Source organism: Aliidiomarina maris, from assembly GCF_003987335.1.
In the GTDB taxonomy this organism is placed as follows: Bacteria; Pseudomonadota; Gammaproteobacteria; order Enterobacterales; family Alteromonadaceae; genus Aliidiomarina; species Aliidiomarina maris.
The window spans coordinates 148,701-165,414 of sequence record NZ_PIPK01000001.1; the positions used below are offsets into that span (position 1 = coordinate 148,701).

The following is a 16,714-nucleotide window of genomic DNA, read 5'->3' on the forward strand; positions in this document are numbered from 1 at the left end:
GTGATGCGATGAATGACAACGTAGTTAGATTCTGGAGAGAATGACACCCATGCCCTACGCAAAAATTGAAAGCCGTGCCGCTTTGCGTGGCCACCCACTGCACCCTGTGCTGATCCATTTCCCAATCGCCGCCCTGATGATGTTGCTGCTGACCGATGTGGTTTACTGGTACACCGAAGATGCTTTTTGGTCCCGCGCTGGCTACTACCTGGCAGCGACTGGTGCCATTTTGGGTGGCGTATCTGGACTCGCCGGCGCAATTGACCTGTTCACGGTGGGCCGCATTCGCCGTTTGGTCACTGCTTGGGCCCATGGCATTCTGGCGGTAATGTTGTTGAGCCTGGCTGCTTTCAACTTTATGTTGCGTTGGGGCCCAGACCCCGGTGCCTTGATTTTGCCATGGGGCCTTTACACTAGTGCATTGACTGCATTGCTGATTAGCGCTACTGGCTTTCTGGGTGGCCAACTGGTTTACGAATACGGTGTCGGTGTTGATGTGGTTGAAGCCACGACGCGCGATGTCAAACCCTAAGCTCATAGCAGCGACTCCACCCAAGCTGGGGTCGCTGGCTTTCCTAATACTATCCAGACAATTCCTATCATCAGCACGCAAAATAGCGTAATTAAGCCCCAGCAAGCAGCCGTCATATATTTAAAGTGCCCCCGCTCGGCGCGAATAATTAGCAAACCCAATAACGCCTGACCAATACATAGAAAAGTCACTAACGTGAGCTTCGCCAGCAGCCAGAAATGATGGCTTTGGTTGATCAAAAAGACGGCGGTGCCTGCAGTAATACTTAAAATCGCGGCTGGTGTGGCAACATGGGTAAATACAAACCGCGCAATCGAATCAATACCACGCGGCGTATCAATAAAACTTTTATCCGCTGGCAAAGTCCGATGCTGACGTGCGCGGTTAGCTAGAATAATAGGTACGTATAACGCCGCTGCAGTCCATACTGACAACGTCATGATGTGCAAAGAAAGAACCCAAAGCACCGGCTACCTCGATAAATTTTGAATTGTTGTGCATTGAGCTTTGCAGAAAGTTGCCAAAATTCAAGTTTCTCAAGCGTTTGCATGGGAAATAAACTTGTCCGTCCAGTGGATGCTAGGCATACTGCTGACATCTATCTCCAGATTGACAAAGGTATACAGATGGCAGATACAAATTATCTTCTGCGGCTTTATCACAAATGCTTAAAGTTACCCCTCGGACGACAAGTTTTTTCGCGGATGTTTGCGCGCAAAGCCCCCTACTTTAAAACCATTCGTCCACTCATCACTGAACTGCGCCCAAACTTTTGTGAGCTACGTTTTGCCAAGCGTAAGGCTGTACACAACCATATCGGTACAGTACACGCCATTGCACTTTGTAATGGGCTGGAAATGGCGATGGGCGCGGTCGCTGAAGCAAGTATTCCTAAGCATTTACGCTGGATACCCAAGGGTATGCAGGTCAATTACACGGCCAAGGCTGATTCGGATATCTGCATTCAGGCCAGCTGCGACCCTGATGCGTGGCAAGTAGGTGATGTCGCTATTCAAGTCAAAGGCATGCGCAGCGACGGCACCGTGGTGATTGAAGGGGATATTATTATTTATGTATCCGCCAAGCCTGAACGCAAATAGGCTAGTTGGCTGACGCTTATTTGAGCTGGTTTCGACGCTGTTTTTTATCTTCGTACATTGCCGCATCGGCTTTAGCTATCGCAATATCGGCGTCGCACACGTCGCCGGGTTGCCACTCAATTAAACCCACACTAGGCCCCGTGTAATCGAGCCATTCACAGCGTTCGGGGCCAAGCTCGTAAACGCCTGAAGTTGCTTCACGAATGCGCGTAATCAACTGATGTTGCACCGTTTTAAAATCATCTTCTGGGCTGCCGACACCCACAAACACAAACTCGTCGCCGCCATAGCGCGCGACTAAGTCATGCCCGCGCAATACCTGAGTTAAACGCGCAGCGAATAGCTGTAAAAAGACATCACCTAAATCATGACCGTGGGTGTGATTGATTGCCTTAAACCCATCTAAATCAACAAATGCGATATAAATAGGTACTTCGAGACGCTCGCCTTCGCTTAATTTGTCTTCCAGTTTTTCAATCAAAAAGCGACGATTAGGTAGCCCAGTGAGGACATCATGCAATGCATGGTGCTCAAGTACCTGATTGGCCGCCTCCAGTCGACGGTGATCTTCAAGTCGCGAGGCGAGCAGCGACAGTGAGTTGGTGGTGCTAGACAGTAAGAATTTACTATCTTGGCATTGCGCGAGGTCCTGCTGTAAATACACCAATAACAATGCATCCACACTATCATCAGATGTTACCACCAGCGCCAGCACTTGCTCTTCTGGGTCAGCCCAAATTAATGGATCTGCCTGGTTGCGAATAATAACCTGCAGTAACTCGTGTTCGTCGCGAAGTAAACGCTCAGCCAAGGCAATGCTGTGGTCATTGGCTTGATTCAGTGCACTCAGCGTATAGTCCCCATTTGCTTGCAGGACGGTGTGAAAGGCATCAATAGCCGACCAACTTGAGTCCTGATCGAGTAACTCAGCGACTTTAGCTAAAATACTTGGTAGCGACTGCGCCTCCAAACACTGGCGGCTAATTTGGCTATTGAGCTCAACTTTGTTGAGTCTTGCTTCAGCTTGGGTGGCACGCTCCAGAGCGTGCATTAAATGCGCTTTGCGACTGAGTTGCAATGCAATCAGCTCGCCGCACAAATGCAAAAGCTCGGTCACCTCATCGCCAATTTCAACCCCACGACGACTCGCGCCACACAGGGTTCCGAGCAACTGCTGGTCACCATGCACGTGATGCACTGGCACACTCGCGTAGGTTTGTATTTTTAGTTCGCTGGCGGCTTGACTACTGCCCCAACAGTTTGGCACATTCTTCACAACGTAACGGCCTTCGTCTAGCGCACGCTTGCACAAGGTATCGTCCCAATCAACCTTGAGCCCCTCGCTGATTTGTAGCTCGCCGTAGTTCTCAGCCAACCACACTTGTTGCTGAGTTTTGTCACTGTCAATTAAGGTTAAGTACACCGACTCCAAACCACTACACCGCGATATAAGCTTGAGCATCGGCCGCACTAAAGCCTCCATATCATCAGCATGGGCAACCGAATTTGCCAGGGTATGTAAATCGTGATCTAATTGAGACATCGCTTCTTACCTAATTATTTTCTACGCGTATTCAAGCCAAAGTTACAATGTTACTATAACTAACATCTATATGACGTGCAGCATGTTATTGGTATGACACAGCTTATTGTAGCCAAGCTCCCGCCCTTGTGCGCAAACTTAAGTAGCAACCAGCAGCCCTTTGCAGGCGAGCCTCTGAGCCCAATTATCGAGGGTGCAGCGGATACTGCCACGTTGCGGGTGGGACTCCTCAATTTAATGCCAACCAAAGAAGTCACTGAACGTCAGTGGCTGCGCCTTATTGCGCTTGCGGCGCCGTCGATACCAGTCGAGTCCATAGGTTTGACTTGGTTTAAACTCGCAGACTGGCAGTCGACCCATAGCGATCCGTTACACATGGCACGCTATTACCGCAGCATTGACACATTGTGGCGTCAGCCTAACACACTCAAGAATTTAGATGTGATGGTGATTACCGGCGCGCCGTTAGGGCAATTAGAATACCAACAGGTCGGCTATTGGCAGCAACTGCAGACGATTATGCAGCATTTGAATGCCGCCAAGATTGCCACCTTGTACTCTTGCTGGGCAGCGCAAGCGGCGTTATTTACCCAACATCAGGTAGCGACCGTGCGCAGGCAGCATAAAGTCAGTGGAGTGTTCCTGCAGCATCTTGAAATACCAAGTTTTGAAGCAGGAGTGAGTCAGCAAATAACTCAGCAATTACGCCAGCAATCTATCCCGTTAGTGATGCCCCATTCACGTTTCGCTCAACCGGCAACAGAAATGCTCGACGCGCTGATCGCCAACCCCCGCCACCCGTTACAAGGATTACTGCGGACGGAAGACGATGCATGCAGTTGTTTATTTGATGAGGCGACAGGGAATATGTTTTGGCTCGGTCACCCAGAGTATGAGGCTGAGACCCTTGCCCTTGAGTTTGAGCGCGACCAGCGGTTATCGCCAGCCACAAAGCCGCCCACTAATCAGGCAGCGACACTTGGGTATTCAGACTACCAATCCGATGAATTAGCTGGCATTTGGCAAGCGACGGGGGCCAACATGTTGGCTAGTTGGCTAACCTCCGTCACTCGCCGCTAAACATTAGGCGTGTGCTAACGCCTGTTCAACGTCGGCAATAATATCGTCGATATGCTCAATACCCACAGAAATACGCACCAAGTCCTCACTGACCCCAGCTTTGACTAATTCCTCAGGTGATAATTGTCGATGGGTGGTACTAGCTGGGTGACAAGCTAACGATTTCGCATCCCCAATATTGACCAAACGTAGAATCAGCTGCAGTTGGTCGATAAAGCGAACCCCTGCTTCGCGACCGCCGGTCAAACCAAAACTAAGAATACCTGACGCTTTGCCAGCGCTAATTCGTTGCAAACGCTGATGATATGGACTGTCTTCAAGGCCTGCGTATTGTACCCAAGCTACTTTCGGATGCTGTTGCAGATACTTAGCTAACGCTAGCGCGTTGTCGCAGTGACGTTCAATACGCAGCGCCAGAGTCTCTAGGCCTTGCAGTAAATTAAATGCACTTTGCGCCGATAAAGTCGCGCCCGTGTTACGCAGCGGTACCACCCGTGCGCGCCCAATAAATGCCGCTTCACCGAGCGCTTCGGTGTAGACCACGCCATGGTAGGAAGGGTCCGGCTGATTGAGTTGCGGATAACGCGCAGGTTCCGCAGCCCAGTTAAAACGCCCGCCGTCGATAATAATGCCACCGACTGTGGTGCCATGACCGCCGATATATTTAGTCAGCGAGTGAATCACAATATCCGCGCCTAATTGCAGCGGCTTACATAGTACAGGGGTCGCGACAGTATTATCGACCACTAAAGGCACACCTAAACGGTGCGCCGCTGCGGCCCATTTTTCAATATCCACCACATTGCCCGCTGGGTTCCCAATCGACTCGCAAAACACGAGTTTAGTTTTTTCATCGACAAGCTGAGCCAGCGCTTCGGTGTCGTCCTCGTCCACAAAACGCACTTCGATACCTTGCTGCGGTAACGAATGCGCAAATAAGTTGTAGGTACCACCGTATAACTTATTAATGCTGACAATGTTGTCCCCTGCCCGGGCTAACGTCTGAATTGTGTAGGTGATAGCCGCCATACCGGAAGCCAACGCCAAGGCACCAATGCCACCTTCAATCGCTGCTAAGCGTTGCTCCAGCACCGCATTGGTCGGATTCATAATGCGCGAGTAAATATTACCCTCAACTTTCAAATCGAACAGATCAGCGCCGTGCTGAGTGTTATCAAAGGTGAACGACGTGGTGTGGTAAATCGGTACTGCCGCAGAGCGCACTGGCGCCTCAGACTGGTAACCATGGTGAAGCGCTAAAGTTTCTAAACGTTGTGGTTGGGTCGTTGACATAACCTCTCCTTTGGATAAACAAGTGCATTGACATGTGCAATGAAGCCGAATGAAACATATATAATCATATAAGCGTATAGACGTCTACACGTCCTTATTGTTTTTTATTCATTTTCTTATTTTTAACCGAGTTAAAAATTTCGCCACCCGTTAGTCAGAAGCACTAATAGTTAGCCGGAAGTAACGGTAGACTTTCAAGAATGTAAGATTAATTCGTTTATTTTCAATAATTTATAATTAATATGAAGATGGCACACGAGTTGCTAAATCATGCATATACAACTTAATAAGCACGCGCCTTGGGCGCTGTTCACTACAAAAGAAAGGACCGTTGTTATGCGTACGCCACTATTTGCCATTAGCTTGATGCTAGTCACCAGTAGTCTGTTAAGCGGCTGCCAAAATGCAGATGCCACCCAGCCAAGCCAAGTTGAAGTGCCGCCTGTCGCAGTTGAAGTCACGCCCGCGGCGCGCGCCACATTGCATGCCAGCATTCAAACCAGCACGGTGCTGGAGGCGCTCAATGAAGCCGATGTGACCCCACGAGTGAATGGCGTGATTGAGCGCATTTTGGTCGAGGAAGGCGACCAAGTCACAGCAGGTCAGGTGTTGGCACAGCTTGATAGCGAGCGATTTCTTCAAGCTGTCAATCAAGTCGCAGCGGAATTACGCGGTGTTGAGCAGGAATTACAACGCATGCAAACCATGGCAAATCGTCAACTGGCTAGTTTAGATGCCTTGGAACGTTTACAGGCCAATCGCGATGCGCTGCAAGCGCGCTTACGCCTTGCCCAAATTGACTTAGAATCAGCCACTATTCGCGCCCCCATTGACGGCGTGATCAGCCGCCGCTATGCCAAAGTCGGTAATTTGGTCCAACTACACAGCGCTCAGAGTTTATTTCATATTGTTGATTTAAATAACCTGCAAGCAACGTTGCACATTCCCGAGCGTGACATCAGTCGCATTCGTGTCGGTCATCCAGTGGTACTTGCGTTCAACGATATGCAAGTGGATGCACAAGTGAGCCGGATTAGCCCAGCCGTTGATCGCGTTGCAGGCACTTTCCGTGTGCAAGTTGATATCGACAACCGCAGTCAGGGATTACGTGCTGGTATGTTTGCCCGTGCGCAGGTCCATTATGCAACCCATATCGACACCTTGCGCATCCCTAACGACGCAATTGTTGAGCTGGATGGTAAGTCCTATATCTACGTCATCGCGGAAGAACACTCCGAACGCCGCGCGATTCGCACGGGCATTCGCCAAGGTCAATGGGTGGAAGTCGTTGAGGGTGTGCACGAAGGCGAACAGGTTGTGGTGACCGGGCAAAACAATCTTCAAGATAACCGTAAAGTCGTCGCCATTGTTGCGGCTAACCAGCCACCACGTGCCGCTGAGTAAGGCGAAGTCATATGAGTATTGTACATGTTGCGGTTCGACGCCCAGTGACGATAGCGATGTTTACCTTGGCGGTGCTTTTATTTGGTATGGTGAGTTTGAATCGCTTAGCTGTGACTTTGCTACCTGACCTCAGCTACCCCACCTTAACCATCCGTACCGACTACCCAGGGGCTGCGCCTGCAGAGATTGAGCAATTGATCAACCGTCCGATTGAGGAAGCCTTAGGTACAGCCAGAGGCTTGAGCCAACTGACCTCGATCGCCCGCGCCAATCAGTCAGATGTGATTCTGGAATTTGCATGGGGCACCGATATGGATATGGCGGGGCTTGAAGTGCGCGAAAAACTCGACATGGTGACGTTGCCGTTAGACGTTGAGAAGCCCGTCATATTGCGCCTGAACCCAAGCATGGAGCCGATTATTCGCTTAGCATTGGCGCTCCCTGCTAATCAACCTGCAGACAGCGACACCTTGAGTGCGTTGCGCCGGTATGCAGATGAAGATCTGAAGCGTAATTTAGAATCTACGCCCGGTGTGGCCTCTGTGCGCATGGGGGGCGGCCTTGAGGATGAAGTTCAAGTGTTGGTCGATCAGGATGCGTTAAGCCGCCTTGATATCCCGATGACCACGGTGATGCAACGCTTGCGCGAAGAAAATATTAACCGTGCAGGCGGCCGCATTGAAACTGAACGCTTTGATTACTTGGTTCGCACACTCAACCAATTCCGTAGTATCGACGACATCCGCCAGGTATTCATCGCCGAGCGTAATGGTCGGTTGGTTCAACTACAGGACATCGCCACGGTACAAAGTGGGGCCAAAGACCGCACCTCAATTACCCGCCTGCAGGGGCGCGAAGCTGTTGAAGTCGCGTTATACAAAGAAGGCGACGCCAATACGGTGGCTGTTGCAGACGCGCTACAGCGTCGTCTACCGCGAGTGCGCGAGCAACTGCCCGCGGGTTACGAACTTATCATTATAAGCGATCAATCCACGTTTATTGCCAGCGCCATCGCCGAAGTTAAAAGTAACGCCATGGTCGGCGGCGCCTTAGCCATGCTGGTGATCTTCGTGTTCCTGCGCAAGCTTTGGCCGACCATTATTGTGTCGCTGGCCATCCCGGTATCGATTATTGCGGCTTTTATGCTGATGCACGCTAGCGCTGTCAGTCTCAATATTATGTCACTTGGTGGTATCGCGCTCGCCGTCGGCTTACTCGTCGACAACGCCATTGTGGTACTTGAAAATATTGCGCGGCGGCGTGAGCTCGGCGACGACCATCACAGCGCGGCGATTGAGGGCACCCGTGAAGTCGCGGGCGCTATTAGTGCATCAACATTGACCACCCTTGCCGTGTTTGTGCCGCTAATGTTCGTGACCGGACTAGCCGGTCAATTATTCAAAGACCAAGCACTCACCGTTACATTCGCGTTGCTTGCCTCCCTATTGGTGGCGCTGACGTTGATCCCAATGTTGGCTGCACGCCATCGTCAGCCAGCGACCAGTTCAACCACCGCAAATCACGCAATAGTGCCTGCTCATCCGGTTAAGCTCGGTCGTTTTCAACGCGGTATCAATCTGGTATGGCGCCGTCCTGTACGCTGGTTGACCTGGACACTACCTATTTATATTGGTTTTGGATTGCGCCGCTTCTGGGCCGCTATTGTTTGGCTTGCCAGCGCGATCTCGCGTCCGGGCTTACAACTATTTGACCGTGGCTATCACATACTGAGCAGAGGCTACGCTCGCTTGTTGACCGCGGCGCTAAAACAGCGTGTTGGGGTGTGTCTTGCAATTACGGCAGTGGCGCTAGCCAGCTATGGGCTGTTACCGCGCCTTGGCACCACATTAATGCCCGATATGGCCCAACACGAGTTTTACTTTGATATTGAATTACCCTACGGCAGCCCGATTGAGCAAACAGACCAAGTACTGAGTAGCTTGCAGCAGCTATTGGTCGAACACCCGGATGTCACCCACACCTACAGTATTGCGGGGATTGGCAGCTTGCTTAACCCAACCCCCAATCAGGGCGGCGATTATTGGGGCCGTTTACAAGTGGTGATGCAATCCCACTTGAATACTCATCAATTAAACGCCAGTCAGCAACAACTACAAAGCCTGTTACGCCAGCATCTCAACAATTTCCCAGGGGTGAGTGCGCGCATCGCAGAACCTGAGCTGTTTACGCTAGCTCAGCCCATGGTGATTGAATTAGCCGGCTATGATTTACAAGCCTTGGCAAGCGCTAGTGAGCAGGTTGTGAATGCACTTTCACAGCAATCACGCTTTAGCGATATCCAGACCACCTTGCGTCAGGGGCAGCCCGAGTTAGAAATTCGTTTTGACCATGTACGTTTAGCCAGTCTTGGGCTTAACGCCGGCGATATCGGCCAATTGCTAGCGCTTCAGGTCGGCGGTCGCGTCGCCACCCAATATAACTTGCTTGACCGCCAAATCGATATTCGCGTGCGTTTAGATGAAGCGCAGCGCAGTAGTGTCGATGACATTGAGAATTTGATCATCAACCCTGGCCACCAGGTCGAGTTACCATTGCGCGCCGTGGCCGAGATCACCCGTCAGTATGGGCCGGGCGAAATTACCCGCAGTGCGCAGCAACGTGTTGCATTAGTGAGTGCCAGCTTGACCCATGGTGATCTTGGTAGCGCAAGCGCCGAAGTCGCCCAGATGCTGGCACACCTTGATTTGCCCAACCAAGTGACCGCTAGAGTCGCCGGGCAAACCGAGGCGCAGCAACAGGCTTACCAGTCGCTCCTGTTCGCTCTCGCGCTGGCAATCTTCTTGGTTTACTTGGTGATGGCCTCGCAGTTCGAAAGTTTGGGCCATCCGTTACTCATTATGTTCACCCTACCGTTGGCTGGTGCAGGCTCGGTCATCGGATTGTGGCTGACCCAGACCCCGTTGAGCGTGGTGGTATTTATCGGTCTTATCATGCTGGCAGGTATTGTCGTCAACAACGCCATTGTGCTGATTGACACCATCAACCAGCTGCGCAGCGCTGGCATGGAAAAATTTGAGGCCATTTCTCAAGCCTGTTTGCAACGTTTACGCCCGATTATGATGACCACGTTAACCACCATTCTAGGCTTATTGCCGTTGGCGATAGGCGCAGGTGAAGGCGCCGAAATGCGTGCACCAATGGCTATTAGCGTCATTTTTGGCCTACTGTTTGCCAGCTTACTGACACTTGTGTACATCCCCGTGTTATATGCGCTATTTGACCGCAAACGGTTTGTCAGCCAAGGAGACGCCGCATGAACGCTCAGAACCAAGCCTCAATTGCCGTGCTGCTGACCCGATTTGCGCTGCGTCGTCCTGTCACCGTGTGCATGGTGTTTCTAAGCATGCTGGTACTTGGCATGGTGGCGACACGGTTGCTGCCGCTGGAGAAGTTTCCCGGTGTCGATATTCCGCAAATTATGATTCAAGTGCCCTACCCCGACGCGTCCCCCGCCGAAGTTGAGCGCCTTATCACGCGGCCGTTGGAGGAGGCGTTAGCAAGCATGACAGGGGTACGGGAGATGCGCTCATTCTCGCGCGAAAATGGCGTCGATTTAGTACTCGACTTTGCCTGGGATGAAAACATTAACGCGCGTAACCTCGAAGTGCGCGAACAAATTGACCGTATCCGGCCGTTATTACCTGCGGATGTCGAGCGCGTGTTTGTTTACCAGTTCAATACCGACGATATGCCCGTATTTCAGTTGCGCATCAGCAGTGAGCAAGACTTAAAATTCGCCTGGGATTTACTTGAGCGTCACCTAAAACGCCCGATGGAGCGTGTCGAGGGCGTGTCACGTGTACAGCTGTACGGTGTAGACAAGCGCGATATCGTGATTCGCCTGGACGAACAACGTATGGCCCACATGCAGATCACCAGTGCACAAGTGCGTGAGCGCTTAAACCAAGCTAACTTTGCACTCAGTGCAGGTTACCTTGACACCAGTGACAGCCGTTTATTGATTAAACCTGTGGGTGAGTTTCGTCACTTAGACGACATCGGTGCGGTGCACATCACCCAGCATATCCAATTGAAGGACATTGCTGAAATTGGTTACGAATTGCCGCCGCGGCGCGATGGCCGTCATTTTAATCAAAGCTATGCTATCGGTATGGACGTGTTTAAAGAATCAACCGCCAACTTGGTGGAGGTATCTGAACGTGCATTAGCAGTGGTGCAGGCGGCATCTGAGCACCCACAATTTGCTCATATTGATCTGATGTTGATGGACGATACCGCCGCCAGTGTAAAAACCTCGCTGCATGACTTGCTGATGGCCGGATTACTCGGTGCTTTTTTATCTGTGGTGGTGCTTTACGTCTTCTTACGCTCGTTGGCGACCACTTTAATCGTAGTATTGTCAGTGCCGGTGGCGATTTTCCTGACCCTTGCGGTGATGTACCTACTTGGCTACAGCCTGAATATTCTATCCATGATGGGTTTGATGCTTGCAGTCGGGATGCTAGTCGATAATGCCGTGGTGGTGACCGAGAGTATTCAACAGGAAGGCGATGCCGAACGTGGGGTTGAGAAAGTTGCCTTAGCGGTGCTGGCAGGTACGTTAACCACAGCCATTGTATTTTTGCCCACCATATTCGGTGCCAAAGTTGAAATCACCGTACTGCTTGAACACGTCGCTATCGCGATTTGTATTTCGTTGCTAACCTCTTTGCTGGTATCAAAGACCATGATACCCCTGTTGGTTAGCCGTTTACCGGCCCGCTTCTTTGTCGTTACCGAACGCCGTAGCTGGTTAAAGCAAGGGTATCTGAAAAGCTTGGCGTGGAGCCAACGTCACCCTAAAGTCACCACATTTGTACTACTTGGGTTACTCGTAGCCACCGTGATACCCCTTGGGCAAGTCAGTGGCGACCAAACCGATGTCGCGTTTAATGACCGCATTTACCTAAATTATCATCTGAATGGTCAGTATCGCTTAGCCGAGGTACAAGCGGATGTCGCAAAGATGGAAGCTTACCTATATGCCAACCAGGATGCATTTGAAGTTGACCATGTGTATTCCTATTTCGCTCCGACCCATGCGTTTTCCATGCTGCTATTAAAGCCAGATCGGCGCTTGTCAGTGGCGGAAATTCAACAACGCGTGCGCGAAAATTGGCCTACCTTAGTGCGCAGTGAGCCGCAATTTGGATTCCGCGGCGGCAACAACGGTGTCCAAGTCACCCTTACCGGTCCATCTACCACCCGTTTACAGCAATTAGCGGATGGTCTGGTGCCCCGATTGGCTGCGATCCCTGGCCTTGACGATGTGCGTTCAGAAGCCGATGGCACGCAGTACGAACTTCAAGTCGAAGTGAACCGTGAACGGGTGCAGCGTTTAGGGATCACCACGCAACACATCGCCGGTGTGATTAGCACCGCTTTGCGCGGCGACCAACTGCGCTCGTTTCGCCATCACCCAAGTGGCGAGATACGCATTCAGCTAACCTACGATAACCAACTACAGTACTCATTAGAGCGTTTGCAAGGTTTAATCGTCGCCAGTATTGATGGTCAGCAATTTAGCTTAGAGCAGCTCGCCGAGGTAAGCGTCAAGCCGCGCATTAGTACCATTCGACGCTATGATAGACAGACGTCACTGCGCATTAATGCCAACCTGGACGAGCTTTCGATTCAGCAGGCGCGCGCTGCTATCACCACGCTTATGCAGCAGCAATCTCTTGATGATGGCTATAGCTGGAGCCTTGACGGTGGTTTTCGCAGTTTTGCAGAAACCAGCAGCATCATGCAGGTCAACATGTTACTGGCGCTATGTCTGATTTATATGGTGATGGCTGCGTTATTTGAATCGCTGCTGTTGCCAAATGCCGTGATAGGCTCTTTAGTGCTGGCCTTGTGCGGCGTATTTTGGGCGCTGTGGGTGACCAATACCCCGCTAGATATGATGGCAATGATTGGCATGCTGATCCTGATGGGCGTGGTGGTTAATAATGGCATCGTATTGGTGGATCGTATCAATCAGTTACGCGAGCAGATGCCTCTACAAGACGCCGTGCTGCTGGCAGCTGATCAGCGCGTGCGCCCGATTATGATGACCGTGAGTACCACTATGTTGGGCCTGCTGCCCCTTGCGTTTGGTGGTGCTCAAATCGGTGGTGACGGACCACCCTACGCGCCGATGGCTATCGCAATCATTGGCGGATTGCTGTTTTCCACCCTGACCAGCCTGTATTTTGTGCCCCACGCCTATTGCCGCTTACTCGCGTGGAAAGCCCATTGGCATGGCGTTGGTCAATACAGCGCAACCCCAAGCGCAGCAAGGGCTGGGGCCAAAGGCTGATAACCGCGGTTAGATTTGCTACAATAGCATGCCTTAATTTACTTCATCCTTTTATACGTCATTTTGCTCACGCAAACTAAAACGGGGAAGATAGGCATTTATGCACCAAGTAGTTAACATCCAACCGCCAGAGTTTTTGCCACGCAAATTCAAGGTTTATCAGCATCGTCAGCTGGATAAGATAGAAGCGTTACAGCACATTCCAGAAAAGATGCTGTTCGAAATGAAAGTGGTCGCGAATGTGCTGCCGTTTCGGGTTAATGAATATGTGTTTAACGAACTGATTGATTGGGACAAAGTACCCAATGATCCAGTCTTTCAGTTAGTTTTCCCGCAACGCGATATGATAGACCCGAGCGCCTATGACCGCATGGCGGCACTAATGCGAAGCGGCGCCAATAGCCAGGAAATTTTTAACCTGGCTGAGCAACTGCGGGCGGAAATGAATCCGCACCCGGCAGGTCAAACCGAAATGAATGTGCCCACCATTGACGGCGAGCCGCTCGATGGCATGCAACATAAGTACCGTGAAACTGTGTTGTTTTTCCCATCCCAAGGGCAATACTGCCATTCATATTGCACGTTTTGCTTTCGCTGGGCTCAATTTGTCGGCAAATCGTTGCGCATGAACTCAAATGACGCCGAGGCGTTACACGAATACCTTGCTGAACACCATGAAGTGACCGATTTATTGGTTACTGGTGGTGATCCTATGGTAATGCGCACGAAAAAGCTGCGCCAATATTTAGAGCCACTGACTGAGTCACGTTTTGACCATATTCAAACTATTCGTATTGGCAGTAAATCACTTACCTTCTGGCCATATCGCTACATTAGCGACCCAGACGCCGACGAACTTTTAGCCTTGCTGGAGAAGCTCGTTAAAGCAGGCAAGCACGTGTCGTTTATGGCGCACTTCAACCATCCGCAAGAAATGCGCACGGATGTCTCCCATGAAGCGATTCGTCGAATTCGAGCGACTGGGGTACAAATTCGTTGTCAGGCGCCATTGCTTAATCACTTAAATACCAACCCAGACGACTGGGCCGCGATGTGGAAAGAGCAAGTGCGCTTAGGTATGGTGCCTTACTATATGTTTGTGGAACGTGATACCGGCGCGAAGCGCTACTTTGAAGTGCCCTTGTATCGTTGCTGGGAAATATTCCGCGATGCGTACAAGCAAGTATCAGGGTTGGCGCGTACCGTACGCGGACCATCGATGTCAGCAGGCCCGGGTAAAGTTGAAGTACAAGGCGTGACGGAAATACACGGCGAAAAGGTGTTCGTGCTGCGCTTTATTCAAGCGCGCAACCCTGACTGGGTGCAACGCCCATTTTTCGCCAAGTTTGATGAAAACGCGACTTGGTTAAATGACTTGGTGCCCGCGTTTGGCGACACCAAGTTTTTCTGGCAAGACGAGTACGAAGCGATGCAGGGTTAACCCTGCAGCGCTTTGCGCACACGTTCTAAATCAGCAGGTGTGTCTACGCCTGCCGCTGGTTCGGCAATCGCCTGCGCCACATGAATACGCTCGCCATACCACAGCACCCGCAGTTGCTCGAGTGACTCTAACTGTTCAATTGGGCTCGCGTCCCACTCCGCATAGCGATGAATAAACCCAGCGCGATACGCGTAAATGCCGATATGGCGCAAATACCCTTGACTGATAGCTAGTTGACCGGCTTCAGACGGCTGTAGCGTCATAAATTGCTCGCGATCGTAAGGAATTGGCGCGCGACTGAAATACAGCGCATAACCATTGCCATCTAATACGACTTTAACCGCGTTGGGATTAAATACTTCATCTGCACTGGTAATTGGCACCGCTAAGGTCGCCATTGGCGCGTTGCGCTGCGAGGCTAAGTTCTCGGCCACTTGACGAATAATTTGCGGCGGGATCTGCGGCTCATCGCCTTGCACATTGACCACCACTTCGTCATCGGCAAGGGCTAACAAGTCAATCACTTCGGCTAAGCGTTCAGTACCTGAGCGGTGCTCCGTTGAGGTCAACATGGCGTTGCCACCAAAAGCTTTCACCGCATCCATAACGCGCTTATCGTCAGTCGCCACGACAACTTCCGCAGCACCACTTTGTAGCGCACGCTCATACACGTGCTGGATCATCGGCTTACCAGCAATATCCGCCAGCGGCTTGCCCGGTAAACGGCTTGAATCATAACGTGCTGGAATCACTACCGTGAAACTCATAATGTATCTACCTTTTCCAATTCTTGCGCCGTTAACTCTCGTGCAGCGTCGGCGAGCAACGCAGGGATGCCCTCAGACACTGGGTAAGCTAAGCGTTCTCCGCGGCACACTAACTCAGTTTTTTGCTGATTCCACACCAACTTACCCTTGCACGAAGGGCATGCCAGTACAGCCAATAAATTAGCGTTGATTGTCATGCATAAGCTCCTGCACTTGTTGCGTAATTTGCTGTTCAAAGTCGTTAGGCAAGTTGGCACCCACTTTTAGGTAATACCAGTGCGGGCGCGCAAATGGCCGACATTTCACTGCGTCTTTTTCAGTCATTACAATAGGATATAAATTACTTACGTCAAAGAAATCAGCCGCTACATACGCATGGTGATCATCAAATACCCGCGTTTCTGTAATATGCAGCTGCTCAGCCTCGAGCAAATCAAAAAAACGTGCCGGATTACCAATCCCAGCCACAGCTATCACCGACTCGCCATCGGGGGTTTCAATCGGCTCGCTGTTACTCACCCGACGCCAACCTTGGGCTGCAATCTGCATTGCAACCTGCTTAGTGCCTAAATATTTATCTGGTACTGGACGGCCTGCGGTGGCATTAGCTTTGGTATAACCGTTCAACACCACGTAGTCGGCTTTGCGCAGGCGCTTGGCCGGTTCTCGTAACGGCCCACAAGGTAAGCGCCAGCCATTCCCCAACCCGCGTGATTGATCCACCACCACACACTCAATATCACGCGCCAAGGCGTAGTGCTGTAATCCATCATCACTGATAATCACATTACAATCGCTATGCGCCAACAGGTGCTGTGCGGCAAGCGCACGCTTAGGGCTCACACACACTGGGACTTGACTGACGGTGTGTAGCATCAAAGGTTCATCGCCGACTTGGCTGGGGTCGCTGTGTTCACTGACCATTTGAGGAAAAGGCCCTTGCCCACCATACCCTCGTGAGACAATCCCGGGACGCAAACCCTGGCGTTGCAATATATCGACTAAGGCCAAGGTTAACGGGGTTTTGCCGGTACCGCCAACGCTGATATTACCCACCACAATGACTGGCACCGGCGCGCGATACACACGCTTTAAGCGTAACCAAAACGCCAGACGGCGCAAGCCGCTAAAGCATACAAATAACCAGTTTAACGGCAATAATAACCAGCCCATGGGGTGTAAGTAACGCCGATACCACCAACGATTCACGCGATTTGAAAGCTGCGCCATTG

At 51.3% G+C, this 16,714-nt stretch carries 13 protein-coding genes; 7 read left to right on the forward strand and 6 right to left on the reverse strand.

All coding sequences use genetic code 11. From position 1 onward, the window contains the following. Nucleotides 1–49 precede the first annotated feature (49 nt). Nucleotides 50–532: a DUF2231 domain-containing protein gene (locus tag CWE07_RS00705; protein WP_111568014.1), complete on the forward strand. Its 483-nt coding sequence runs from the start codon at nt 50–52 to the stop codon at nt 530–532. Between the two features lie 2 nt (nt 533–534). On the opposite strand, the gene CWE07_RS00710 is transcribed toward CWE07_RS00705, so the two are convergent. After that, entirely contained in the window at nt 535–999 is a 465-nt protein-coding gene (locus tag CWE07_RS00710; protein WP_126818948.1) for a CopD family protein, read from the reverse strand. Nucleotides 1,000–1,158: 159 nt separating this feature from the next. On the opposite strand from CWE07_RS00710, the gene CWE07_RS00715 reads away from it, so the two are divergent. Beyond that, entirely contained in the window at nt 1,159–1,632 is a 474-nt protein-coding gene (locus CWE07_RS00715) for a hotdog fold domain-containing protein (protein ID WP_111568016.1), read from the forward strand. Nucleotides 1,633–1,648: 16 nt separating this feature from the next. Here the strand turns inward: CWE07_RS00715 and CWE07_RS00720 are convergent, their stop codons facing one another. Further along, the gene (locus CWE07_RS00720) at nt 1,649–3,175 is read right to left on the reverse strand and encodes a sensor domain-containing diguanylate cyclase (RefSeq protein WP_111568017.1); all 1,527 of its coding nucleotides are present in this window, start codon (nt 3,173–3,175) and stop codon (nt 1,649–1,651) included. Nucleotides 3,176–3,268: 93 nt separating this feature from the next. Here CWE07_RS00720 and CWE07_RS00725 point away from each other — a divergent pair, with 93 nt between their 5' ends. Continuing rightward, the gene (locus CWE07_RS00725) at nt 3,269–4,255 is read left to right on the forward strand and encodes a homoserine O-acetyltransferase/O-succinyltransferase family protein (protein WP_111568018.1); all 987 of its coding nucleotides are present in this window, start codon (nt 3,269–3,271) and stop codon (nt 4,253–4,255) included. A gap of 3 nt (nt 4,256–4,258) precedes the next feature. Here the strand turns inward: CWE07_RS00725 and CWE07_RS00730 are convergent, their stop codons facing one another. Continuing rightward, on the reverse strand, nt 4,259–5,548 hold the full coding sequence (locus CWE07_RS00730; RefSeq protein WP_111568019.1) for an O-acetylhomoserine aminocarboxypropyltransferase/cysteine synthase family protein: 1,290 nt from the start codon (nt 5,546–5,548) through the stop codon (nt 4,259–4,261). 336 nt (nt 5,549–5,884) lie between these two features. Between CWE07_RS00730 and CWE07_RS00735 the strand changes: the two genes are divergently transcribed. From CWE07_RS00735 to CWE07_RS00750, 4 genes are all read left to right on the forward strand, one after another. After that, complete coding sequence (locus CWE07_RS00735) at nt 5,885–6,952, forward strand: efflux RND transporter periplasmic adaptor subunit (protein ID WP_157983191.1); 1,068 nt, start codon at nt 5,885–5,887, stop codon at nt 6,950–6,952. A gap of 11 nt (nt 6,953–6,963) precedes the next feature. After that, complete coding sequence (locus CWE07_RS00740) at nt 6,964–10,230, forward strand: efflux RND transporter permease subunit (protein ID WP_111568021.1); 3,267 nt, start codon at nt 6,964–6,966, stop codon at nt 10,228–10,230. Then, nucleotides 10,227–13,274, forward strand: coding sequence for an efflux RND transporter permease subunit (locus tag CWE07_RS00745; protein ID WP_111568022.1), 3,048 nt, complete (start codon nt 10,227–10,229; stop codon nt 13,272–13,274). The genes CWE07_RS00740 and CWE07_RS00745 overlap by 4 nt, the downstream gene beginning before the upstream one ends. A 100-nt stretch (nt 13,275–13,374) precedes the next feature. Further along, nucleotides 13,375–14,715 carry a KamA family radical SAM protein gene (locus tag CWE07_RS00750; protein ID WP_111568023.1) on the forward strand — a complete coding sequence of 447 codons (1,341 nt, stop codon included), beginning with the start codon at nt 13,375–13,377 and terminating at the stop codon, nt 14,713–14,715. Here the strand turns inward: CWE07_RS00750 and kdsB are convergent. The 3 genes from kdsB to lpxK are packed head-to-tail and all read right to left on the reverse strand — an operon-like array spanning nt 14,712 to nt 16,712. Beyond that, a complete protein-coding gene (gene kdsB / locus CWE07_RS00755) occupies nt 14,712–15,482 on the reverse strand; it encodes a 3-deoxy-manno-octulosonate cytidylyltransferase (RefSeq protein WP_111568024.1) in 771 nt (256 codons plus the stop codon). The two genes, CWE07_RS00750 and kdsB, sit on opposite strands and share 4 nt — an antisense overlap. Next, on the reverse strand, nt 15,479–15,679 hold the full coding sequence (locus tag CWE07_RS00760) for a Trm112 family protein (RefSeq protein ID WP_111568025.1): 201 nt from the start codon (nt 15,677–15,679) through the stop codon (nt 15,479–15,481). Before CWE07_RS00760 ends, kdsB begins: the two co-directional genes overlap by 4 nt. Next, on the reverse strand, nt 15,663–16,712 hold the full coding sequence (lpxK, locus tag CWE07_RS00765; protein ID WP_111568026.1) for a tetraacyldisaccharide 4'-kinase: 1,050 nt from the start codon (nt 16,710–16,712) through the stop codon (nt 15,663–15,665). The genes CWE07_RS00760 and lpxK overlap by 17 nt, the downstream gene beginning before the upstream one ends. Nucleotides 16,713–16,714 lie beyond the last annotated feature (2 nt).

Bases quoted from the DNA above. Each gene is read 5' to 3' on its own strand.
- CWE07_RS00720 (WP_111568017.1), bottom strand. From the start codon at position 3,175: ATGTCTCAATTAGATCACGATTTACATACCCTGGCAAATTCGGTTGCC.
- lpxK (WP_111568026.1), bottom strand. From the start codon at position 16,712: ATGGCGCAGCTTTCAAATCGCGTGAATCGTTGGTGGTATCGGCGTTAC.
- CWE07_RS00735 (WP_157983191.1), top strand. From the start codon at position 5,885: ATGCGTACGCCACTATTTGCCATTAGCTTGATGCTAGTCACCAGTAGT.
- CWE07_RS00705 (WP_111568014.1), top strand. From the start codon at position 50: ATGCCCTACGCAAAAATTGAAAGCCGTGCCGCTTTGCGTGGCCACCCA.
- CWE07_RS00725 (WP_111568018.1), top strand. From the start codon at position 3,269: ATGACACAGCTTATTGTAGCCAAGCTCCCGCCCTTGTGCGCAAACTTA.
- kdsB (WP_111568024.1), bottom strand. From the start codon at position 15,482: ATGAGTTTCACGGTAGTGATTCCAGCACGTTATGATTCAAGCCGTTTA.
- CWE07_RS00740 (WP_111568021.1), top strand. From the start codon at position 6,964: ATGAGTATTGTACATGTTGCGGTTCGACGCCCAGTGACGATAGCGATG.
- CWE07_RS00745 (WP_111568022.1), top strand. From the start codon at position 10,227: ATGAACGCTCAGAACCAAGCCTCAATTGCCGTGCTGCTGACCCGATTT.
- CWE07_RS00750 (WP_111568023.1), top strand. From the start codon at position 13,375: ATGCACCAAGTAGTTAACATCCAACCGCCAGAGTTTTTGCCACGCAAA.
- CWE07_RS00760 (WP_111568025.1), bottom strand. From the start codon at position 15,679: ATGACAATCAACGCTAATTTATTGGCTGTACTGGCATGCCCTTCGTGC.
- CWE07_RS00715 (WP_111568016.1), top strand. From the start codon at position 1,159: ATGGCAGATACAAATTATCTTCTGCGGCTTTATCACAAATGCTTAAAG.
- CWE07_RS00730 (WP_111568019.1), bottom strand. From the start codon at position 5,548: ATGTCAACGACCCAACCACAACGTTTAGAAACTTTAGCGCTTCACCAT.